Source organism: Antrihabitans cavernicola (assembly GCF_008297975.1).
GTDB classification, from domain to species: Bacteria; Actinomycetota; Actinomycetes; order Mycobacteriales; family Mycobacteriaceae; genus Antrihabitans; species Antrihabitans cavernicola.
This window is the reverse complement of the sequence record NZ_VLNY01000008.1, coordinates 200,515-219,203: the sequence shown is the minus strand read 5'-3', so window position 1 is coordinate 219,203 and position 18,689 is coordinate 200,515. Positions and strand designations below refer to the sequence as shown.

Annotated in this window: 14 protein-coding genes; 10 read left to right on the top strand and 4 right to left on the bottom strand. The window is 64.8% G+C overall.

What is annotated here, in order from left to right; all coding sequences use genetic code 11:
• Nucleotide 1: 1 nt before the first annotated feature.
• From FOY51_RS18065 to FOY51_RS18055, 3 genes are all read right to left on the bottom strand, one after another.
• Entirely contained in the window at nucleotides 2-778 is a 777-nt protein-coding gene (locus FOY51_RS18065) for an IclR family transcriptional regulator (RefSeq protein WP_149431648.1), read from the bottom strand.
• 99 nt (nucleotides 779-877) lie between these two features.
• Nucleotides 878-1,597 carry an aspartate/glutamate racemase family protein gene (locus tag FOY51_RS18060; RefSeq protein ID WP_149431647.1) on the bottom strand — a complete coding sequence of 240 codons (720 nt, stop codon included), beginning with the start codon at nucleotides 1,595-1,597 and terminating at the stop codon, nucleotides 878-880.
• Nucleotides 1,597-3,045, bottom strand: a complete 1,449-nt coding sequence (locus FOY51_RS18055; protein WP_235916469.1) for an NCS1 family nucleobase:cation symporter-1 — start codon at nucleotides 3,043-3,045, stop codon at nucleotides 1,597-1,599. Before FOY51_RS18055 ends, FOY51_RS18060 begins: the two co-directional genes overlap by 1 nt.
• Before the next feature lie 635 nt (nucleotides 3,046-3,680).
• Here FOY51_RS18055 and FOY51_RS18050 point away from each other — a divergent pair.
• From FOY51_RS18050 to FOY51_RS18005, 10 genes are read left to right on the top strand one after another with little or no spacing between them, the layout of a single operon-like run.
• The gene (locus FOY51_RS18050; RefSeq protein ID WP_149431645.1) at nucleotides 3,681-4,088 is read left to right on the top strand and encodes an allophanate hydrolase-related protein; all 408 of its coding nucleotides are present in this window, start codon (nucleotides 3,681-3,683) and stop codon (nucleotides 4,086-4,088) included.
• 46 nt (nucleotides 4,089-4,134) lie between these two features.
• Nucleotides 4,135-4,947 carry a hydroxypyruvate isomerase family protein gene (locus FOY51_RS18045; protein ID WP_149431644.1) on the top strand — a complete coding sequence of 271 codons (813 nt, stop codon included), beginning with the start codon at nucleotides 4,135-4,137 and terminating at the stop codon, nucleotides 4,945-4,947.
• On the top strand, nucleotides 4,944-5,864 hold the full coding sequence (locus tag FOY51_RS18040) for a 2-hydroxy-3-oxopropionate reductase (protein WP_290367903.1): 921 nt from the start codon (nucleotides 4,944-4,946) through the stop codon (nucleotides 5,862-5,864). Before FOY51_RS18045 ends, FOY51_RS18040 begins: the two co-directional genes overlap by 4 nt.
• A 36-nt stretch (nucleotides 5,865-5,900) precedes the next feature.
• Nucleotides 5,901-7,706 (top strand): glyoxylate carboligase, encoded by a 1,806-nt coding sequence (gcl, locus tag FOY51_RS18035; protein ID WP_149431642.1) that lies wholly within the window; start codon nucleotides 5,901-5,903, stop codon nucleotides 7,704-7,706.
• Between the two features lie 4 nt (nucleotides 7,707-7,710).
• The gene (locus FOY51_RS18030) at nucleotides 7,711-8,850 is read left to right on the top strand and encodes a glycerate kinase (protein WP_149431641.1); all 1,140 of its coding nucleotides are present in this window, start codon (nucleotides 7,711-7,713) and stop codon (nucleotides 8,848-8,850) included.
• The gene (gene alc, locus FOY51_RS18025) at nucleotides 8,850-9,926 is read left to right on the top strand and encodes an allantoicase (protein ID WP_149431640.1); all 1,077 of its coding nucleotides are present in this window, start codon (nucleotides 8,850-8,852) and stop codon (nucleotides 9,924-9,926) included. The genes FOY51_RS18030 and alc overlap by 1 nt, the downstream gene beginning before the upstream one ends.
• A 30-nt stretch (nucleotides 9,927-9,956) precedes the next feature.
• Nucleotides 9,957-11,300: an allantoinase AllB gene (gene allB, locus FOY51_RS18020; RefSeq protein ID WP_149431639.1), complete on the top strand. Its 1,344-nt coding sequence runs from the start codon at nucleotides 9,957-9,959 to the stop codon at nucleotides 11,298-11,300.
• 53 nt (nucleotides 11,301-11,353) lie between these two features.
• Nucleotides 11,354-14,194, top strand: a complete 2,841-nt coding sequence (gene aceE / locus FOY51_RS18015; protein WP_149431638.1) for a pyruvate dehydrogenase (acetyl-transferring), homodimeric type — start codon at nucleotides 11,354-11,356, stop codon at nucleotides 14,192-14,194.
• 35 nt (nucleotides 14,195-14,229) lie between these two features.
• Nucleotides 14,230-15,714: a pyruvate kinase gene (gene pyk, locus FOY51_RS18010; RefSeq protein WP_235916461.1), complete on the top strand. Its 1,485-nt coding sequence runs from the start codon at nucleotides 14,230-14,232 to the stop codon at nucleotides 15,712-15,714.
• A gap of 10 nt (nucleotides 15,715-15,724) precedes the next feature.
• Complete coding sequence (locus FOY51_RS18005) at nucleotides 15,725-16,726, top strand: oxidoreductase (RefSeq protein WP_149431637.1); 1,002 nt, start codon at nucleotides 15,725-15,727, stop codon at nucleotides 16,724-16,726.
• A gap of 11 nt (nucleotides 16,727-16,737) precedes the next feature.
• Here the strand turns inward: FOY51_RS18005 and FOY51_RS18000 are convergent, their stop codons facing one another.
• The gene (locus tag FOY51_RS18000) at nucleotides 16,738-18,621 is read right to left on the bottom strand and encodes an ABC transporter ATP-binding protein (RefSeq protein ID WP_149431636.1); all 1,884 of its coding nucleotides are present in this window, start codon (nucleotides 18,619-18,621) and stop codon (nucleotides 16,738-16,740) included.
• Between the last annotated feature and the right edge of the window lie 68 nt (nucleotides 18,622-18,689).

Sequence of the window (18,689 nt, the reverse complement as noted above, 5' to 3'; positions counted from 1 at the left end):
CCTACACCTGCAACGCCGCGCGATCGTCGAACTGTGCGGTCAGTTCCTTGGCGACTCGCTTGAGCAGGGGGACGATGTGATCGGCGGAGTCCAAGGTGACCCGCGCCGCGGGCCCAGACACCGAGATCGCGGTGGGGGTCGGCGCACCGTGTACCGGAACCGAGAAGCACCGCACACCGATTTCCTGTTCCCCCTCGTCCACCGAATAGCCGCGGTGCCTGCTGAGTTCCAGGTCGGCGAGGAGGGTGTCCGGGTCGGTCATGGTGAAGGGCGTCTGCGCAGGCATGCCGGTCCGGCTGACGATGTTGCGAACGGTTTCGTCGTCGAGCTGGCTGAGCAGCGCCTTGCCGACTCCGGTGCAGTGCGGGAAGACGCGACGGCCGACTTCGGTGAACATGCGCATCGAATGCTCCGAGGGCACCTGGGCGATGTAGACCGCCATGGTGTCGTCCAGCAGCGCCATGTTCGCGGTCTCACCGGTCGACTTGACCAGATCTGCGAGCAGCGGCCGTGACCACGAACCCATCAGTCGCGTCGCGCTCTCGCCCAGTCGAATCAGCTTGGGCCCCAACGAATACTGCCGCGACGGCAGCTGCCGCACATACCCGAGGCTCACCAGGGTTCTGGTGAGCCGGTGGATCGTCGGCAGGGGCAGTCCCGACAGTTCCGCCAGCTGGCTGAGCGCGATGGAGTTGCCCGCGGTGGCCATGATTTCGAGTACGTCGAACGCACGCTCCACCGATTGCACTCCACCGTTTCCTGCTGGCGCCTCTGCCATGGGATTCCCCTACTTTCCGACTCGACCGTTCTCGCGGTACTACCAAGCACTATTCCACAAAGCGGAAACTTTGGATCGTAAGCCGATAAAGTTGTCCGATCAGGCCGGCGGCCAGTTCTTGAATTTCTTCGGTCGCGGGGTTGCGTACGTGCGCACCTTCGACGTGGTCAAACCCTGCCTGACCAGCCCTTCGGCGATCGTGACGGCTGCCGCGACGCCGTCCACTACGGGGACGCCTGCCCGTTCTCGCACCGCCGCGTCCAGGCCGGCCATGCCACCGCACCCGAGCACGATCACCTCGGCCTTGTCCTGCGTCACAGCCTGCTCGGCCTGATCGACGATGGCGGCGACCGCACGAGCGGGGTCCTCTTCGAGCTCGAGCACCCCGAGGCCGCTTGCCCGAACGGACGCACAACGCGCGTCCAGTCCGCCCAGCTCGAGCCGGTCCTCGATCAGCGGAACCGCCCGATCCAGGGTGGTCACCACCGAGTACTTGTGGCCGAGGAACATCGCGGTGCTGGCCGCAGCATCGGTTATGTCGACCACCGGAACGTCCAGCAATTCCTGGAGTCCCTCACGGCCGTGCTCGCCGTAACCGGCTTGGATCACCGCGTCGAACGGTTCGGTGTAGGCGCGAACGGTCTCCATGACGGCGATGGCCGCGAGGTAGCTCTCGTAGTTGCCTTCACACGAGTCCGCTCCGAAAAGCGGTGTCAGCGCGACGATCTCGGTACCGGGAGACGCTACGGCCGAGGCCTGGCGTCCTATCGAGTCGGTCATGGACTGGGTGGTGTTCACATTGACGACGAGGATGCGCATCAGTGCACGCTCTCGACCGCGATGGGCTCACCCGACACGTCTTCGAAGGCGGCGCTGCGGTCGCCGATGACGTAGTAGACCAAGGCGGCGATACCTGCTCCGAAGAACCAGGAGAAGGACGACACCGAGTTGAGCGCGGGAAGGAACGCGATGAGCAGCGACAGAGCAGCAGCCGGGATGAACGCTGCGATGGCGCGCGGGTTGATGCCGTTCTTGTAGTAGTAGCAGCCGGTCGGGTCCTCGGTGTAGAGCGCGGGGACGTCGATCTTGCTGTGGCGCAGGAGCCAGTAGTCGATGATGATGACGCCGAACAGCGGTCCGAGCAGGGCGCCGAGGCCACCCAGGAAGTACACGATCACGTTCGGGTTGTTGTAGAGGTTCCACGGGAGGATGACGAAGCCGATGACGGCGCTGATCAGGCCTGCACGAGCGAAGTTGAGCTTCTTGGGGAACAGGTTGGTGAGCGCGTAGATAGGGGCGACGAAGTTGGCCATCAGGTTGACAGCGACGGTCAGCAGCAGCAGGGCCAGCGATGCGATCACCAGCAGGAACGTGTTCGGAACCGCCTTGACGATGTCGGCGGGGCTGCCGATCACGGTGCCGTCGATCTTGAACTGGCCACCGGCCATCGCCACGACGATGACGCCGAAGAAGAGCGTGTTGATCGGGATGCCCCAGAAGTTGCCCTTGATGATCGACTTACGACTCTTCGAGCCGCGGGTGAAGTCGCAGAAGTTGAGAACGAATGTCGCATAGACCGAAACCCAGAGCGCGCCACCGGCAAAGATCTCGCGCCACATCGCGCCACCCTGGAGCTGGTGGTCGGTGGACCAGGCGATCGAACCGCCGGCCTTGGTGACCGTCCAGATCGCCAGCGAGAGCATGGTGATGAGGATGACCGGTCCGGCGAAGGCCTCGTACTTACGAATCATGTCCATGCCGTGCTGGACGATGTAGGTCTGCACAACCCACAGGGCGGCAAAGGTCAACCAGCCGAGGGTCGACAGTCCGAGGATCGAGTTGTTGTCTATGTTCTGCAAACCGGGGAAGAGCGCGATCAGCAGGACGCGGAGGACCAGCGAGGCGAGGTAGGTCTGGATTCCGAACCAGACGACGGCGACGCCGCCGCGGATGAGGGCCGGAATCTGTGCTCCGCGTACGCCGAACGAGATGCGACTCATGACGGGGAACGGAACGCCCGTCTTGTGGCCCATGAACCCGGAGAAGGTCAGGAGCACGAAGAGGAAGGCTGCACCGATGCCCAGCGCAAGCAGGATCTGCCAGCCACCGAGCCCGAGAGCGAACAGGCCGAGGGCAAATCCGTAGTTGCCGAGGCTGTGTACGTCGTTGGCCCACAGCGTGAAGATGCTGTACGCGGTCCAGCGGCGGCCTTCGATCTTGGCCGGCGCCAGGTCGAGGTTGTAGAGCCGCTCACTGACCGAAAGCATGCTTGCGCCTGCCTCCACGTTTGCGGGCACCTGATGCCGAATCGACTGGTGGTCCGGCGGAGGGCTGGACTCGACTCCCGGTGCGGCTTGGTCTGACAACTGCATCTCGTGCTCCTCGAAGTGGACTGGCTGTGTTCGGGTGTTCGACTGTGCGATCAACTACTCTCTGTCGGCGTTAATTCCGTATTGTGGAAGTAGTTTCTCGTTTAGCGAAAGTGTGCGCTGTGTTCCGGGTCACGTCAAGTCCCAGATCGACGTCGGCGGGCCGGTTGCGGCTTCGCACGGCAACGGCGGCCATCCTCGAGAACCTCGAATCAGCAAGGCAATCGGCCCCCCCAACCACATCGGGACGGGGTTATCGTTGCAGTTCAGAGTACTCAGCGAGCTCTTCGAGGAGGCGATAATCGCCTACCGTGGATCCCTGCGAACCACGTCTCATTTTTCCGCTGAACGAAATAATAATTTCGCAAAACGAGAGCGGTTCGTGCGCTTTGGGGTCCACGCCCTTGACATCGACGGTGTGATACCGCTAACTTTGTTCACACAACGGAATAGATCTTCCGCAATACGAAATATTGAGAACACGAGCCGCCGAAGATTCGGCCTCGGAATCTGACTGAAGAAGGAGTCGACAAATGGCAGAACTTTTTTGCAACGGCGGAGCGATGCGAGGCGGAAACCTCCACCACAACGTCTCGGCACATCCCTTTGTCGGCCAGGTACGCACCGCACCCATCTACCGCTTCTTCTCTGTGCGTGACGAGTTCCCGGCACTGCTGCTGACCGAGTCCGGCGGCGCTGCTATCGAAGGCGAGCTCTACGACGTCCCGATGCAGGACATCCGTACCGACTTCCTCCCCGAAGAGCCCGCAGAACTCGAGCTCACTGTCATCCAGCTCGAAGACGGTCGCTCCGTTCTCGCCGTCGGCCTTCGTCCCGGCTTGGTCGACGGCATCGCCGACCAGCTCACCGAGATCACCGATCAGGGCGGCTGGCGAAAGTACCGCGGACTGTCGCAGCCCGACGACGCAGCCGTCTCCTGATCGCGCCGCAGTACCAACCGCCTCGAGAATCCGAAGGAAGACGTCGATGAACGCCAACCCGTACACCTTGAACTGCTCGATTCTGCTCACCGACATTCCGCTGTTGGAGCGCCCGCAGGCCGCACGGGACGCCGGCTTCGACGCCGTCGAGTTCTGGTGGCCGTTCGACACCGCAACACCGAAGGACGCGGATGTCGACGCCTTCGTCGCCGCGGTAGAGAGCGCGGGCGTGCAGCTGACAGGGCTCAACTTCGCTGCGGGCAACATGCCGGCAGGCGACCGCGGTCTGCTGTCGGATCCCGCACAGGTCGCGGCCTTCCGCGACAACATCGACATTGCCGTCGGCATCGGAGAACGCTTGGGCACCAAGGCATTCAATGCTCTCTACGGAAACCGCATCGACGGCGTATCGGCCGACGAGCAGGACGCAACGGCAACCGAGAACCTCGCACTGGCAGGCAAGGCGGCCGACCGCATCGGCGCTGTCGTACTCATCGAGCCGGTCAGCGGCACGCCGGCCTACCCACTGAAGCTGGCCGCCGACGCCGTCGCCGTCATCGAGCGGGTCAAGACGGAGCACAGCGTCGATTCCCTTCGCCTGCTCGCGGACCTCTTCCACCTCCAGGTCAACGGCGACGATGTCGCCGCGGCGATCGACAACTACGCAGGCCTGATCGGCCACGTCCAGATCGCGGACGCACCGGGCCGTGGCGAGCCGGGTACCGGAACGCTCGACATCCCCGGCTACCTGAAGCAGATCGCGGGCCACGGCTACACCGGCTACATCGGCCTCGAGTACAAGGCCACCCGCCCCGACACCTTCGACTGGCTGCCGCGCGAGCAGCGCTCGAGCAAATAAACCAGCCCCACAACACGATTCGAGGAAAACCAATGAGCACAATCGCATTCATCGGACTGGGCATCATGGGCAGCCCCATGGCAGTCCATCTCCAGAACGCCGGCCACAAGGTGATCGGCTACAACCACACGCCCGATCGCACAGCCGATCTCGTCGCAGCAGGCGGCACCGCAGCAGACTCCGCTGCCGAGGCTATCGCCGCAGCCGACGTCGTCGCAATCATGGTTCCGGACTCACCCGACGTGACGTCTGTACTGACCGACGAGGGTGGCGTGTTCGACACGGCAGCGGCAGGCACGCTGATCATCGACTTCTCCAGCATCCGGCCGGACGTCACCACCACGCTGGCCGAGCAAGCCACCGACAAGGGATTCCGCATGATCGACGCCCCCGTCTCGGGTGGCGAGGCCGGCGCGAAGAACGCCGCGCTGTCGATCATGGTCGGCGGCACCGCGGAAGACTTCGAGGCGGCCAAGCCGATCCTCGACGCCGTCGGCAAAACCGTTGTGCACGTTGGCCCGAACGGCTCCGGCCAGACGGTCAAGGCAGCGAATCAGCTGATCGTGGCAGCCAACATCCAGGTCCTCGCGGAAGCAATCGTCTTCCTGGAGGCATACGGCGTCGACACTGCGGCAGCCGTGGAGGTACTCGGTGGCGGCTTGGCCGGATCGGCTGTGCTGAACCAGAAGGCCCAGAAGATGCTGGACCGATCCTTCGATCCCGGATTCCGTATCGACCTGCACCACAAGGACCTCGGGATCGTCACGTCCGCGGCCCGCGAAGCCGGCGTCGTGATTCCGCTCGGCGCAGTGCTCGCGCAGCTGATGGCCTCGGCTCGCGCCAATGGTGATGGTGGACTGGACCATTCGGGTCTGTTCCGCGGTGTGGAACGGCTCTCCGGCCGCACGTCCGAATAATCGACTCGCGAACTTTGTACCGAAAAGAGACATGACATGCCACGCATGAAGGCCGCTGACGCAGCGGTGAAGATTCTGGAACTGGAAGGCGCAACACAGGCCTTCGGTCTGCCCGGTGCGGCGATCAACCCGTTCTACGCAGCGATGCGCAAGCACGGCGGCATCAAGCACGTGCTCGCCCGCCACGTCGAGGGTGCCTCGCACATGGCGGAGGGCTTCACCCGCGCCAAGGCAGGCAACATCGGTGTGTGCATCGGCACCTCCGGCCCGGCAGGCACCGACATGATTACCGGACTGTATTCGGCTATGGCGGACTCGATTCCGATCCTGGCGATCACCGGCCAGGCGCCGGTGGCCCGCCTCCACAAGGAAGACTTCCAGGCTGTCGACATCGCCGCGATCGCGGGTCCTGTCACCAAGATGGCCATGACCGTGCTGGAGCCGGCCCAGGTGCCCGGCGCGTTTGCCCAGGCCTTCCACCTGATGCGCTCCGGTCGGCCCGGTCCCGTCCTGATCGACCTGCCGATCGACGTCCAGCTTGCCGAGATCGAGTTCGATCCCGACACCTACCAGTCGCTGCCGGTCTACAAGCCCGCCGCCTCGCGTGCGCAGGCCGAGAAGGCACTCGACATGCTCTCCGCCTCCGAGCGCCCGCTGATCGTGGCCGGCGGCGGCATCATCAACGCCGACGCATCCGATCTGCTGGTCGAGCTGGCCGAGCTGCTGGATGTGCCTGTCATCCCGACGCTGATGGGTTGGGGCATCATCCCCGACGACCACCGGTTGGCAGCGGGCATGGTCGGTCTGCAGACTGCGCACCGCTACGGCAACGCGTCGATGCTGGCATCGGACTTCGTCCTCGGCATCGGCAACCGGTGGGCCAACCGCCACACCGGCGGACTGGACACCTACACCAAGGGCCGCAAGTTCGTGCACGTCGACATCGAGCCCACCCAGATCGGCCGCGTCTTCGCACCCGACTACGGCATCGTGTCCGACGCGAAGGCCGCATTGGAGCAGTTCGTCGCGATCGCCAAGGAGCGCAAGGCCGCAGGCACCCTTCCGGATCGCGCAACGTGGGTCGAAGACTGTGCTACCCGCAAGCGCACCATGCAGCGCAAGACCCACTTCGACAACGTTCCGGTCAAGCCGCAGCGCGTGTACGAGGAGATGAACAAGGTCTTCGGTCGCGACACCCGCTACGTTTCCACCATCGGACTTTCGCAGATCGCGGGCGGCCAGTTCCTGCACGTGTACAAGGAACGCAACTGGATCAACTGCGGTCAGGCGGGCCCACTGGGCTGGACCATCCCCGCGACGTTGGGAGTGGTTGCAGCAGAACCCAATACGCAGGTGGTTGCACTGTCCGGCGACTACGACTTCCAGTTCATGATCGAAGAGCTGGCCGTCGGTGCGCAGTTCAATCTGCCGTATGTCCATGTGCTGGTGAACAACTCGTACCTCGGACTGATCCGGCAGGCGCAGCGCGCGTTCGACATGGACTTCTGCGTCCAACTGGGCTTCGACAACATCAACAGCGAAGAGACTGTTGCTCACGAGACGCTGCCCGCCGCCCCCAAGGGCTACGGCGTCGATCACGTGAAGGTCGTCGAGGGTCTCGGCTGCAAGGCATTGCGCGTCACCGAACCCGACGAGATCGCAGGCGCACTGGAGAAGGCTCGCCAGCTGGCAACCGAGCACAAGGTGCCCGTGGTGGTCGAGGTCATCCTCGAGCGCGTCACCAACATCTCGATGGGTACCGAGATCGACAACGTCGCCGAGTTCGAAGACCTGGCCGAAACCTGGGAGCACGCACCGACCGCTCTCATGCTGCTGGACTAGAGACATGACACACGTGTTGGTAGCACCAGACAAGTTCAAGGGTTCGCTCACGGCCGCCGAGGTCGCGACGGCCATTGCCGACGGCCTGACCTCCGGCAACCCCGAGTGGGACGTCACGTGTGCACCGGTGGCAGACGGTGGCGACGGAACGGTTGCCGCCGCCGTCGCCGCCGGCTGGTCCGAGATCACGGTGGACACCACAGGGCCGACCGGTCAGCCGGTCACCACCACCTACGCGGTGCGCGGTTCGGCCGCCGTCGTGGAGCTCGCCTCCGCGGTCGGTTTGACCATCCTGGGTGACGAACTGAATCCATTGGGCGCCAGCACGTTCGGCCTCGGCACCGTGATCGGGCACGCTCTCGACCACGGAGCCCGCGAGATCATCGTCGGCCTGGGCGGCAGTGCATCCACCGACGGCGCGGCAGGTCTACTGCAGGCTCTCGGTGTCAGAATCCTCGACTCCGGGGGCGACGTCGTCGCCCTCGGAGGGGGTCCACTTCGCTCGGCACGAAGCGTGGACCTGAGCGGGCTGCATCCAGCGGTACGCGAGACCCAGTTCGTCCTCGCGTGCGACGTCGACAACTCCCTTCTCGGACCGCACGGTGCAACCGCGGTGTACGGCCCACAGAAGGGCGCCACCGGAGCAGACTTGGTGGCGTTGGAGGATGCGATGACTCAGTGGGCACAGGTGGTACGAGCCGCTACCGGTCGCGACGACAGCCGCACCCCGGGCGCAGGCGCCGCAGGCGGAACGGCCTTCGGTGCAATGTCGGTGCTCGGCGCCACCGTCCGACCGGGCATCGAGACCGTCCTGGAACTGATCGACTTCCAGCGTCGTCTCGACGGTGCGGACCTCGTCATCATCGGCGAGGGCTCGCTGGACGAGCAGAGCCTGCACGGCAAGGCACCCATCGGTGTCGCCAATGCAGCGCGCAGCGCAGGCATCCCGGTACTCGCGGTGTGCGGACGCAACCAACTCGATGCACATCACATGGAGGGCGCCGGAATTTCCGCCATCTACGCCCTCGCGGATCTGGAGCCCGACCTCCATCGATCCATCGCCAACGCGGCGGAACTACTTCGCACGATCGGACGCGCGGTATCCGCGTCCGAACTCGCCACACTCAGCGCACAAGGAGAATGATGTCTACTACCGATCTCACCAATTTGCCCGACTTCGCCGCCCTGCCCGACCTCGCGTCCCGTGCGCTCGGTGGCAGCGTATCCGCAGCCAACGACGAGCTGTTCGCCGAGCGCGAGAACCTCATCAAGGCAACGGCCCCGTACTTCGATCCCAACGAGTTCGGCCACAAGGGCAAGGTCTACGACGGCTGGGAGACCCGCCGCCGTCGCGACGAGGGCCACGACTACGCCATCGTCCGACTCGGCGCAGCAGGCGTCATCCATGGCGTGATCGTCGACACCGCGTACTTCAAGGGCAACTACCCGCCCTTCGTCTCCGTCGAGGCCGCGTCCATCGAGGGCTACCCCTCACCCGAAGAAATCCTCAAGGCCGATTGGCAGACCATCGTCGCCAAGTCCCCGGCCGAGGGTCACACCGCCAACGCCTACGAGGTCACCGACAAGCACCGCTGGACGCACGTGCGCCTGTGCATGTACCCGGATGGCGGCATCGCCCGGTTGCGGGTGCACGGCGAAGTTGTGCCTGATCCCCGATTCCTCGGCGGCACAGTGGATTTGCTCGCCGCGGAGAACGGCGGCCGACTGGTCGACTGCTCCGACGCCTTCTACGCGTCGCCCGCCAACATCATCCTGCCGGGCCGCGCTCGCAACATGGGTGAGGGCTGGGAGAACTCGCGTCGACGCGGCGGCGGCAACGACTTCGCCGTGTTCTCCCTCGCCGCTGCCGGCGTGCCCAAGCATGTGGAGGTCGACACGAGTTACTACGTCGGCAACGCACCCGGTTGGGTCAGCCTGAGCACCGTCGACGCCCGCACGGCCGATATCGCCGACGCGAGCGCTTGGGTGGATCTGCTGCCTCGCACCGCTGTGCAGCCGGACACTCGGCACCGCTTCGTTCTCGACGCGTCGGCTCCGGCAACACACCTGCGCCTCGACGTCTACCCCGATGGTGGCTTGTCTCGACTGCGGCTGTTCGGCGCACTCGACGACAAGTCCGCTACCGACGCTCGTCGCACGTGGTGGGACGCCCTCCCCCAGAGCCATCAAGCCGTCGTCGCCGACCAGGCACCCCGGTAGTCGAACCGCACAACTAGAGAGGTCAGCCCGATGTCGGAGAAGTTGGATCTGCTGTTTCGCGCGCCACGTGTGATCACAGCGGCAGGAGAGGTCGCGCGTTCCGTCGGAGTGCGTGACGGCCGGATCGTCGTCATCGAGCCGCTCGAGGCCGACCTCGAGGCCGACCAGGTGATCCAACTCGGCGACGACGAGGTGCTGCTGCCCGGACTGGTGGACACCCACGTCCACGTCAACGAGCCCGGTCGCACCGACTGGGAGGGCTTCGCCAGCGCGACTCGCGCAGCCGCGGCGGGCGGTGTCACCACCATCGTCGACATGCCGCTCAACAGCATCCCGCCGACAGTGAATGCCGATGCGCTGGCCGTGAAACGCAAGGTCGCCTCCGATCAGGCCTATGTGGACGTGGGGTTCTGGGGCGGTGCGGTTCCGGGGAACGTCCCGGATCTGCGCTCGCTGCACGACGCCGGTGTGTTCGGTTTCAAGTGCTTCCTGCTGCACTCCGGTGTCGACGAGTTTCCGCCGCTCGATCCCGACGAGCTCGAGCTGGCGCTGAAGGAGATCGCGTCGTTCGGCGCCATGATGATCGTGCACGCCGAAGACGCGCACGCCATCGATCACGCCGCCTCACCGGGCGGTGAGAACTACGCCGACTTCCTGGCATCACGTCCTCGCGGTGCCGAGAATCTCGCCATCGCCGAGGTCATCGAGCTGGCCCGCTGGACCGGCTGCCGGGTGCACATCCTGCACCTGTCCAGTTCCGACGCGCTGCCGATGATCGAGTCGGCACGCAGGGACGGTGTGAAGCTGACTGTCGAGACCTGCCCGCACTACTTGTCCTTCACCTCGGAGGAAGTGCCCGCCGGCGCAACACAATTCAAGTGCTGCCCGCCGATTCGTGAGGCGGGCAACCGAGAGTTGCTGTGGCAGGGCCTCGCCGACGGCATCATCGATTGCATCGTCACCGACCACTCGCCGTGCACCGTCGACCTCAAGAGGTTCGACATCGGCGACTTCGGCGTCGCTTGGGGTGGCATTGCGTCACTGCAGATTTCGCTCCCCGCCATCTGGTCCGAGGCGAAGCGTCGCGGCCACAGCCTGATCGACGTGGTCCGGTGGATGGCCGAGAACCCGGCGAAGCAGGTCGGCCTGAACACCAAGGGCCACATCGCACTCGGCTACGCGGCGGACTTCGCGGTCTTCGCCCCCGACTCGGCCTTCGTCGTCGACGTCGCCAAGCTGCACCACAAGAACCCGGTGTCGGCATACGACCAGCGGGCACTCGCCGGCGTCGTGCGCAGCACCTGGCTCGCGGGCAAGCGCATCGACCTCGAGGAAGATCCGCGCGGCCGCCTGCTCAGCCGAGGCATGGCGTAACAGCCACCCAATCCAAGCTCACTACACACGCGCCCTCGAGAAGGAGCACGCCCATGTTCGAAAAAGTCGGCACACCGACAACCCGCTCCAACCCGAAGGCCGTGCGCGTCATCCGTGAGGGTGTCGCGTCCTATCTCCCGGACATCGACGTCGACGAGACCGACGAGTGGTTGGAATCGTTCGACGGCCTGCTCGACCGGTCGGGACCCGGCCGTGCGCGGTATCTGATGCTGCGGATGTTGGAGCGGGCAGGCGAGAAGCGCGTCTCCATCCCGGCGTTGACGTCGACGGACTACGTCAACACCATCCCGACCGAGAACGAGCCCTGGTTCCCGGGCGACGAGGCCGTCGAGCGTCGTTACCGGGCATGGATGCGGTGGAATGCCGCGATCATGGTGCATCGCGCGCAGCGTCCGGGAGTCGGTGTGGGCGGCCATATTTCGACGTACGCGTCGTCGGCCGCGCTGTACGAGGTCGGCTTCAACCACTTCTTCCGCGGCAAAGACCATCCCGGTGGCGGCGACCAGATCTACATCCAGGGCCACGCCTCCCCCGGTATCTACGCCCGCGCCTTCCTCGAAGGCCGCATCGACGAACATCGGATGGACGGCTTCCGCCAAGAGCACAGTCACCAGGACAAGGGCGGCACGTTGTCGTCGTATCCCCATCCGCGGTTGATGCAGGATTTCTGGGAGTTCCCCACGGTATCCATGGGCCTCGGCCCGATGAACGCCATCTACCAAGCCCGGTTCAACCACTACCTCCACGACCGCGGCATCAAAGACACCTCAGACCAACACGTCTGGGCCTTCCTCGGCGACGGCGAAATGGACGAACCCGAATCACGCGGCCTGACGCACGTCGCCGCGACCGAGGGCCTCGACAACCTGACCTTCGTCATCAACTGCAACCTGCAACGACTCGACGGACCGGTTCGCGGCAACGGCAAGATCATTCAAGAACTCGAATCGTTCTTCCGGGGTGCAGGCTGGAACGTCATCAAGGTCGTGTGGGGCCGCGAGTGGGACGCGCTGCTGCAGAAGGATCGCGACGGCGCGTTGGTCAACCTGATGAACAGCACGCCCGACGGCGACTACCAGACCTACAAGGCCAACGACGGCGCGTTTGTCCGCGACCATTTCTTCGGCCGCGATCCGCGCACGAAAGCTCTTGTGCAGGACTTGTCCGACGACGAGATCTGGAACCTCAAGCGCGGCGGCCACGATTACCGAAAGGTGCACGCCGCCTACGCCGCTGCAATGGAGCACAAGGGCCAGCCGACGGTGATTCTGGCGAAGACCATCAAGGGCTACACCCTCGGTAAGCATTTCGAAGCGCGCAACGCCACGCACCAGATGAAGAAGCTGACGCTGGACGACCTGAAGGATTTCCGCGACATGCAGCGGATCCCCATCACAGATGCGCAGCTGGAGAACGATCCGAAGCTGCCGCCGTACTACCACCCGGGCAAGGACGCGCCCGAGATCCAATACCTACTGGACCGACGCAAGGCACTCGGCGGATTTCTGCCCCAAAGGCGAACCGGGGCAAAGCCTCTCGCTCTGCCTGACGACAAGACGTATGCAACCGTCATGAAGGGTTCGGGCAAGCAAGAAGTTGCCACGACGATGGCGTTGGTTCGCGTGATGAAAGAGCTGTTGCGTGACGCTGAAAACACTGGGATCGGTCGCCGTATTGTTCCGATCATTCCCGACGAGGCCCGTACCTTCGGCATGGATTCCTGGTTCCCGTCGCTGAAGATCTACAACCGCAATGGCCAGCTCTACACCTCCGTCGACGCCGAGTTGATGCTGGCGTACAAGGAAAGTCCGATCGGGCAGATCTTGCACGAGGGTATCAACGAGGCCGGCTCCACATCGACGTTCACGGCGGTCGGCTCGTCGTACTCGACGCATGGCGAACCGATGATCCCGCTCTACATCTTCTATTCGATGTTCGGTTTCCAACGCACCGGCGACGGACTGTGGGCGGCAGCCGATCAGATGGCACGCGGTTTCGTCCTCGGTGCCACCGCGGGCCGCACCACGCTGACCGGCGAAGGCCTGCAGCATGCCGACGGACACTCGTTGTTGTTGGCGTCCACCAATCCCGCTGCGGTGACTTATGATCCGGCGTTCGGCTACGAGGTCGCGCACATCATCAAGGACGGCCTGCGTCGGATGTACGGCGGCACCGACGGCGTGGAGGGCTTTGGTGGCGAGAATATCTTCTACTACATCACCCTCTACAACGAGCCGTATCAGCAGCCTGCCGCACCGGAAAACCTCGATGTGACCGGTCTTTTGAAGGGCATCTACAAGTTCGCCGACGCGCCTGCGGTGGACGGAGCCGGATCTTCGGGTCACTCCGCAGGCTCCGCTCCCACCGCCCAGATCCTGGTCTCGGGCGTCACAGTTCCCGACGGCATGAAGGCGCAGGAACTGCTCGCCGACGAATGGGGAGTCCGCGCCGACGTGTGGTCGGTGACGTCGTGGAACGAACTGCGCCGCGACGGCATCGAGGTGGAGAAGCAGGCGCTGCGCGACCCGGGCACCGATGCTCCGACGCCGTACCTCACAGCCGCCCTTGCGGGGGCCGAAGGTCCGTTCGTCGCCGCCTCCGACTGGATGCGTGCAGTGCCGGATCAGATCCGCCAGTGGGTGCCCGGCGACTACACCACCCTCGGCACCGACGGCTTCGGCTTCTCCGACACCCGCGCAGCAGCCCGGCGAGTGTTCAACGTCGACGCCCAATCCATTACGGTCGCAGTGCTTTCCGCTTTAGCACGAGCAGGCACACTCGATCGCAGCAAGGCCGCCGAGGCGGCCGCGAAGTACGGCATCACCGACGTCAATGCCGCCGCCGTGTCGTATGCCGACACGGGCAGTGCATAAATCGCGCAACCGACTACAGAGAGCGTGAAACACAGATGACCGCAACAGTTTCCGACTACAAGCAGACAGCACCAACCACCGCGGCAGCGTTGCTCACGACGGGCAGGCGCGCGAGAATCGTCTGCACGCTCGGGCCGGCAACGGCCACCGGCGATCGTATTCGCGAACTCGTCGACAGCGGCATGAACATCGCCCGGCTTAATTTCAGCCACGGTGAGCATGCCGATCACGAAGCCAATTACGACCGGGTACGTACTGCATCCGAGCAGACCGGTCGGGCGGTCGGAATTCTCGCCGACCTGCAGGGCCCGAAGATCAGGCTCGGTCGCTTCGCCGAGGGCAGCACCGTGTGGGCCGACGGCGAGAGCGTGCGCATCACCGTCGAGGAGTGCGACGGCACGCATGATCGCGTGTCGACCACCTACAAGCAGTTGGCCGAAGACGCCCAGCCTGGCGATCGCCTGCTCGTCGACGACGGCAAGATCGGGCTGGTCGTGACCGAGGTGGACGGCAACGACGTGGTCTGCCGGGTGACCGAGGGTGGACCCGTCAGCAACAACAAGGGTGTCTCGCTGCCCGGGATGAACGTCTCGGTGCCCGCGATGTCGCAGAAGGACATCGAGGACCTCGAGTTCGCTCTGCAACTGGGCGTCGACCTGGTTGCGCTCTCCTTCGTCCGCTCCGCGGCGGACATCGATCTGGTGCACGCCGTGATGGATCGCGTCGGCCGCCGAGTTCCCGTGATCGCCAAGCTGGAGAAGCCCGAGGCCATCGACAATCTCGAAGCCATCGTCCGCGCCTTCGACGCGGTGATGGTGGCTCGCGGCGATCTCGGCGTCGAGCTTCCCCTCGAAGAAGTGCCGCTCGCACAAAAACGTGCCATCGAGGTCGCACGCGAAAATGCGAAACCGGTGATCGTCGCCACCCAGATGCTGGAGTCGATGATCGAGAATTCGCGACCGACCAGGGCCGAAGCCTCCGACGTCGCCAACGCCGTCCTCGACGGCGCCGACGCCGTGATGCTGTCCGGAGAGACCTCCGTCGGCAAGCACGTGATGGAGACGGTGCGCACCATGGCTCGCATCATCAGCGCGGTGGAAGAAAAGACCACCGTGGTTCCGCCGCTCAAGCACGTGCCCCGCACCAAGGGCGGTGTGTTGTCCTACGCCGCACGCGATATCGGCGAGCGACTCGGCGCGAAGGCCTTGGTCGCCTTCACACAGTCCGGGGACACCGTCCGCAGGCTCGCCCGTTTGCACACCCCGTTGGCCTTGCTCGCGTTCACACCGGTGCCGCTGGTGCGCAATCAGCTTTCGCTGACCTGGGGCACCGAGACGTTCCTGGTCGACCAGGTCGATTCGACTGACGAAATGATCCGTCAGGTCGACCGCTCGCTCCTGGCCTTGAGCCGTTACCAGCGTGGCGACCTCGTGGTCATCGTCGCGGGATCGCCTCCCGGCTCCGTCGGATCGACGAACATGATCCACGTCCACAGGATCGGCGAAGAGGATCACCACTAGGGTCGGTTGGGTGAGCAAACAATTCGCAGCGTTGGTGGCCCGGGAGAACGACGGGGCGGTCACGCTCGCCCAGGAGTCTGTCGACGAGAGTTTCCTGCCCGAGGGGGACGTGACCATCAAGGTCGCGTACTCCAGTGTGAACTTCAAGGACGCACTAGCCGTTACGCCCAAAGGCGGTGTGGTCCGCGACTATCCGATCATTCCGGGTATCGACCTGGCCGGCGAGGTCGTCGCTTCCGAATCCGCGGATTTCGAGGTGGGCGACCGCGTCGTAGCGCATGGCTACGACATCGGTACCGCCCGCCACGGCGGCTACGCCGAACTCGCGCGCGTGCCCGCCGAATGGGTGGTGCGTCTCGGTGACCTGTCGGCCCGCGACGCCGCCACCATCGGTACAGCAGGTTTCACCGCTGCGCTCAGCGTCGAGGCCCTGCTGAATCGAGGAATCACACCCGACGACGGTCCGATCTTGGTGACCGGCGCCAGCGGCGGCGTCGGCAGCACCAGCGTCGACCTGCTCGCCGCCGCGGGCTTCGAGGTGGTCGCGTCCAGTGGCAAACCCGAGGCCGCTGAACTGCTGACGTCGCTGGGTGCGTCGTCGGTGATCGGCCGGCTGCCCGAGGATCCGGAGGCCAAGATCCGCCCGCTCGGCAAAGCGCAGTGGGCAGGCGCCGTGGATTGCGTCGGCGGCAACACGTTGGCGTACGTGCTGAGCACCGTGAAGTACGGCGGAGCCGTCGCAGCAAGTGGTCTGACCGGCGGGTCGTCGTTGCCGACGACTGTGCTGCCGTTCATCCTTCGCGGCGTTGCCCTCCTCGGCATCGACTCGGTGCAGCTCGGGATCGAGCACCGTCGCGCACTGTGGGAGCGGATCTCCGGTGAGCTTCGGCCGCAACATCTTTCGGCGTTTACCACCGAGGTTCCGATCAGCGATGTGACGACGGTGCTCGATCAGGTGCGTGCCGGGCAGTTCACCGGCCGTGCAGTGGTGAAGGTGGACGGCGGGTTCTAGCCGACCGTGTTCTAACCAACAACGGCGTCCGTTACCCCGGAATCGAACTGGGTCCGATACAGCTCGTCGTAGCGTCCTCCCGCCGCCAGCAGCTGCGCATGGGTGCCGCGTTCGACTATTCGCCCGTCCTCCATCACCAGAATCAGGTCGGCGGCGCGGATCGTCGACAGCCGGTGCGCGATCACCAGCGCGGTGCGGCCGTCGAGGGCTTCGTCGAGCGCTTCCTGAACGGCGGCCTCGTTGGTCGAGTCGAGCGATGCCGTCGCCTCGTCGAGAATCACCACGCGCGGCCGCTTGAGCAGCAGCCGGGCGATGGTGAGGCGCTGCCGCTCGCCACCGGAGAGGCGATAGCCGCGTTCGCCGACCACGGTCTCCAATCCATCGGACAACGACCTGATCAGATCGCCCAGCCGGGCCCTGTTCACCGCGTCCCACAGATCCGCGTCGGTTGCTTCCGGTCGCGCGAGCAGCAGGTTGGAACGGATGGTCTCGTGGAAGAGGTGCCCGTCCTGGGTCACCATTCCGACGGTGGCGCGGATCGACTCGGCCGACAGGTCGCGCACGTCGACACCGGCCAAGCGAACGGCGCCGCCATCGACGTCGTAGAGTCGCGAAACCAATTGCGCAATAGTCGATTTTCCCGCACCCGACGAGCCGACCAGCGCTACGACCTGCCCTGGTTCGGCAGTGAGCGACACACCGTGCAGCACATCGACACCGCCGCGAGTATCGAGGTTCGCAACCTCTTCCAGCGACGCGAGCGACACCTTGTCGGCAGACGGGTAGGCGAAGTGGACGTCGTCGAGCTCGATGGACACCGGACCGTCGGGCACGCGTCGCGCATCGGCCTTGTCCTCGATCAGCGGCTTCAGGTCCAACACCTCGAAGACGCGCTCGAAACTGACCAGCGCGCTCATCACCTCCAGCCGTGCGCTGGCGAGCGCGGTGAGCGGGGCGTACAGGCGCGTGAGCAGCAGCGACAGCGCTACCACCGCACCGGCGTCGAGCTGACCGCGCAGCGCATAGAAGCCGCCCAGACCGTAAACCACGGCGACCGCCAGCGCGGACACCAAGGTCAGGGACGTGACGAACACGGTCTGCACCATGGCCGTGCGGACGCCGATGTCGCGGACCCGGCTTGCACGGGCGGCGAACTCCTCGGATTCTTGGTCCGGCCTGCCGAACAGCTTCACCAGCGTCGCGCCCGGAGCGGAGAACCGCTCGGTCATCTGGGTGCTCATCGCGGCGTTGTGATCGGCGCCTTCACGCTGAATGTCGGCGAGGCGATTACCCATGCGGCGAGCGGGGATGACGAACACCGGCAGCAACACCAGCGCCAGCAAGGTGACCTCCCAGGAGATGCCGATCATCACCACCAACGTCAGCAGCAGTGTCACCAGGTTGGACACCACGCCGGACAGCGTGTCCGAGAACGCGCGCTGCGCACCGATGACGTCGTTGTTCAGCCTGCTGACCAGCGCGCCGGTTCGCGTACGGGTGAAGAACGCGATCGGCATCTTCTGCACGTGATCGAAGACTGCGGTGCGTAGATCGAGGATCAGCCCTTCACCGATGCGGGCCGACAGCCACCGCGTCGCCAACCCGAGCCCCGCATCCAGGACCGCGATCAGCGCGATCAGCAGTGCCAAATCGACAACCACCCGCACCTGATCGCCGCCGATGATCGCGTTGACCACCCGGCCTGCCAGCACCGGGGTAGCCACCGCGAGCGCGGCCGTCGCCACGCTGAGCAGCAGAAAGCCCAGCAGTTGCTTGCGGTGCGGTGTCGCGAATCGCGCGATCCGACGAACCGTGACCATGGTGAACGGCCGCTGATCGTTCGGCGCGTTCATCGATCGGTACAGCTGATTCCACGCGACGGATTCCATGCTCATCGTTGCTTCTCCACCCTCAGTTCCGAGTACCAAGCACAGCACTCGACTCCGACAGTAGAACCTCGAGT

Bases quoted from the DNA above. Each gene is read 5' to 3' on its own strand.
- FOY51_RS18065 (WP_149431648.1), bottom strand. From the start codon at position 778: ATGGCAGAGGCGCCAGCAGGAAACGGTGGAGTGCAATCGGTGGAGCGT.
- FOY51_RS18060 (WP_149431647.1), bottom strand. From the start codon at position 1,597: ATGCGCATCCTCGTCGTCAATGTGAACACCACCCAGTCCATGACCGAC.
- FOY51_RS18055 (WP_235916469.1), bottom strand. From the start codon at position 3,045: ATGCTTTCGGTCAGTGAGCGGCTCTACAACCTCGACCTGGCGCCGGCC.
- FOY51_RS18050 (WP_149431645.1), top strand. From the start codon at position 3,681: ATGGCAGAACTTTTTTGCAACGGCGGAGCGATGCGAGGCGGAAACCTC.
- FOY51_RS18045 (WP_149431644.1), top strand. From the start codon at position 4,135: ATGAACGCCAACCCGTACACCTTGAACTGCTCGATTCTGCTCACCGAC.
- gcl (WP_149431642.1), top strand. From the start codon at position 5,901: ATGCCACGCATGAAGGCCGCTGACGCAGCGGTGAAGATTCTGGAACTG.
- FOY51_RS18030 (WP_149431641.1), top strand. From the start codon at position 7,711: ATGACACACGTGTTGGTAGCACCAGACAAGTTCAAGGGTTCGCTCACG.
- alc (WP_149431640.1), top strand. From the start codon at position 8,850: ATGTCTACTACCGATCTCACCAATTTGCCCGACTTCGCCGCCCTGCCC.
- allB (WP_149431639.1), top strand. From the start codon at position 9,957: ATGTCGGAGAAGTTGGATCTGCTGTTTCGCGCGCCACGTGTGATCACA.
- aceE (WP_149431638.1), top strand. From the start codon at position 11,354: ATGTTCGAAAAAGTCGGCACACCGACAACCCGCTCCAACCCGAAGGCC.
- pyk (WP_235916461.1), top strand. From the start codon at position 14,230: ATGACCGCAACAGTTTCCGACTACAAGCAGACAGCACCAACCACCGCG.
- FOY51_RS18000 (WP_149431636.1), bottom strand. From the start codon at position 18,621: ATGAGCATGGAATCCGTCGCGTGGAATCAGCTGTACCGATCGATGAAC.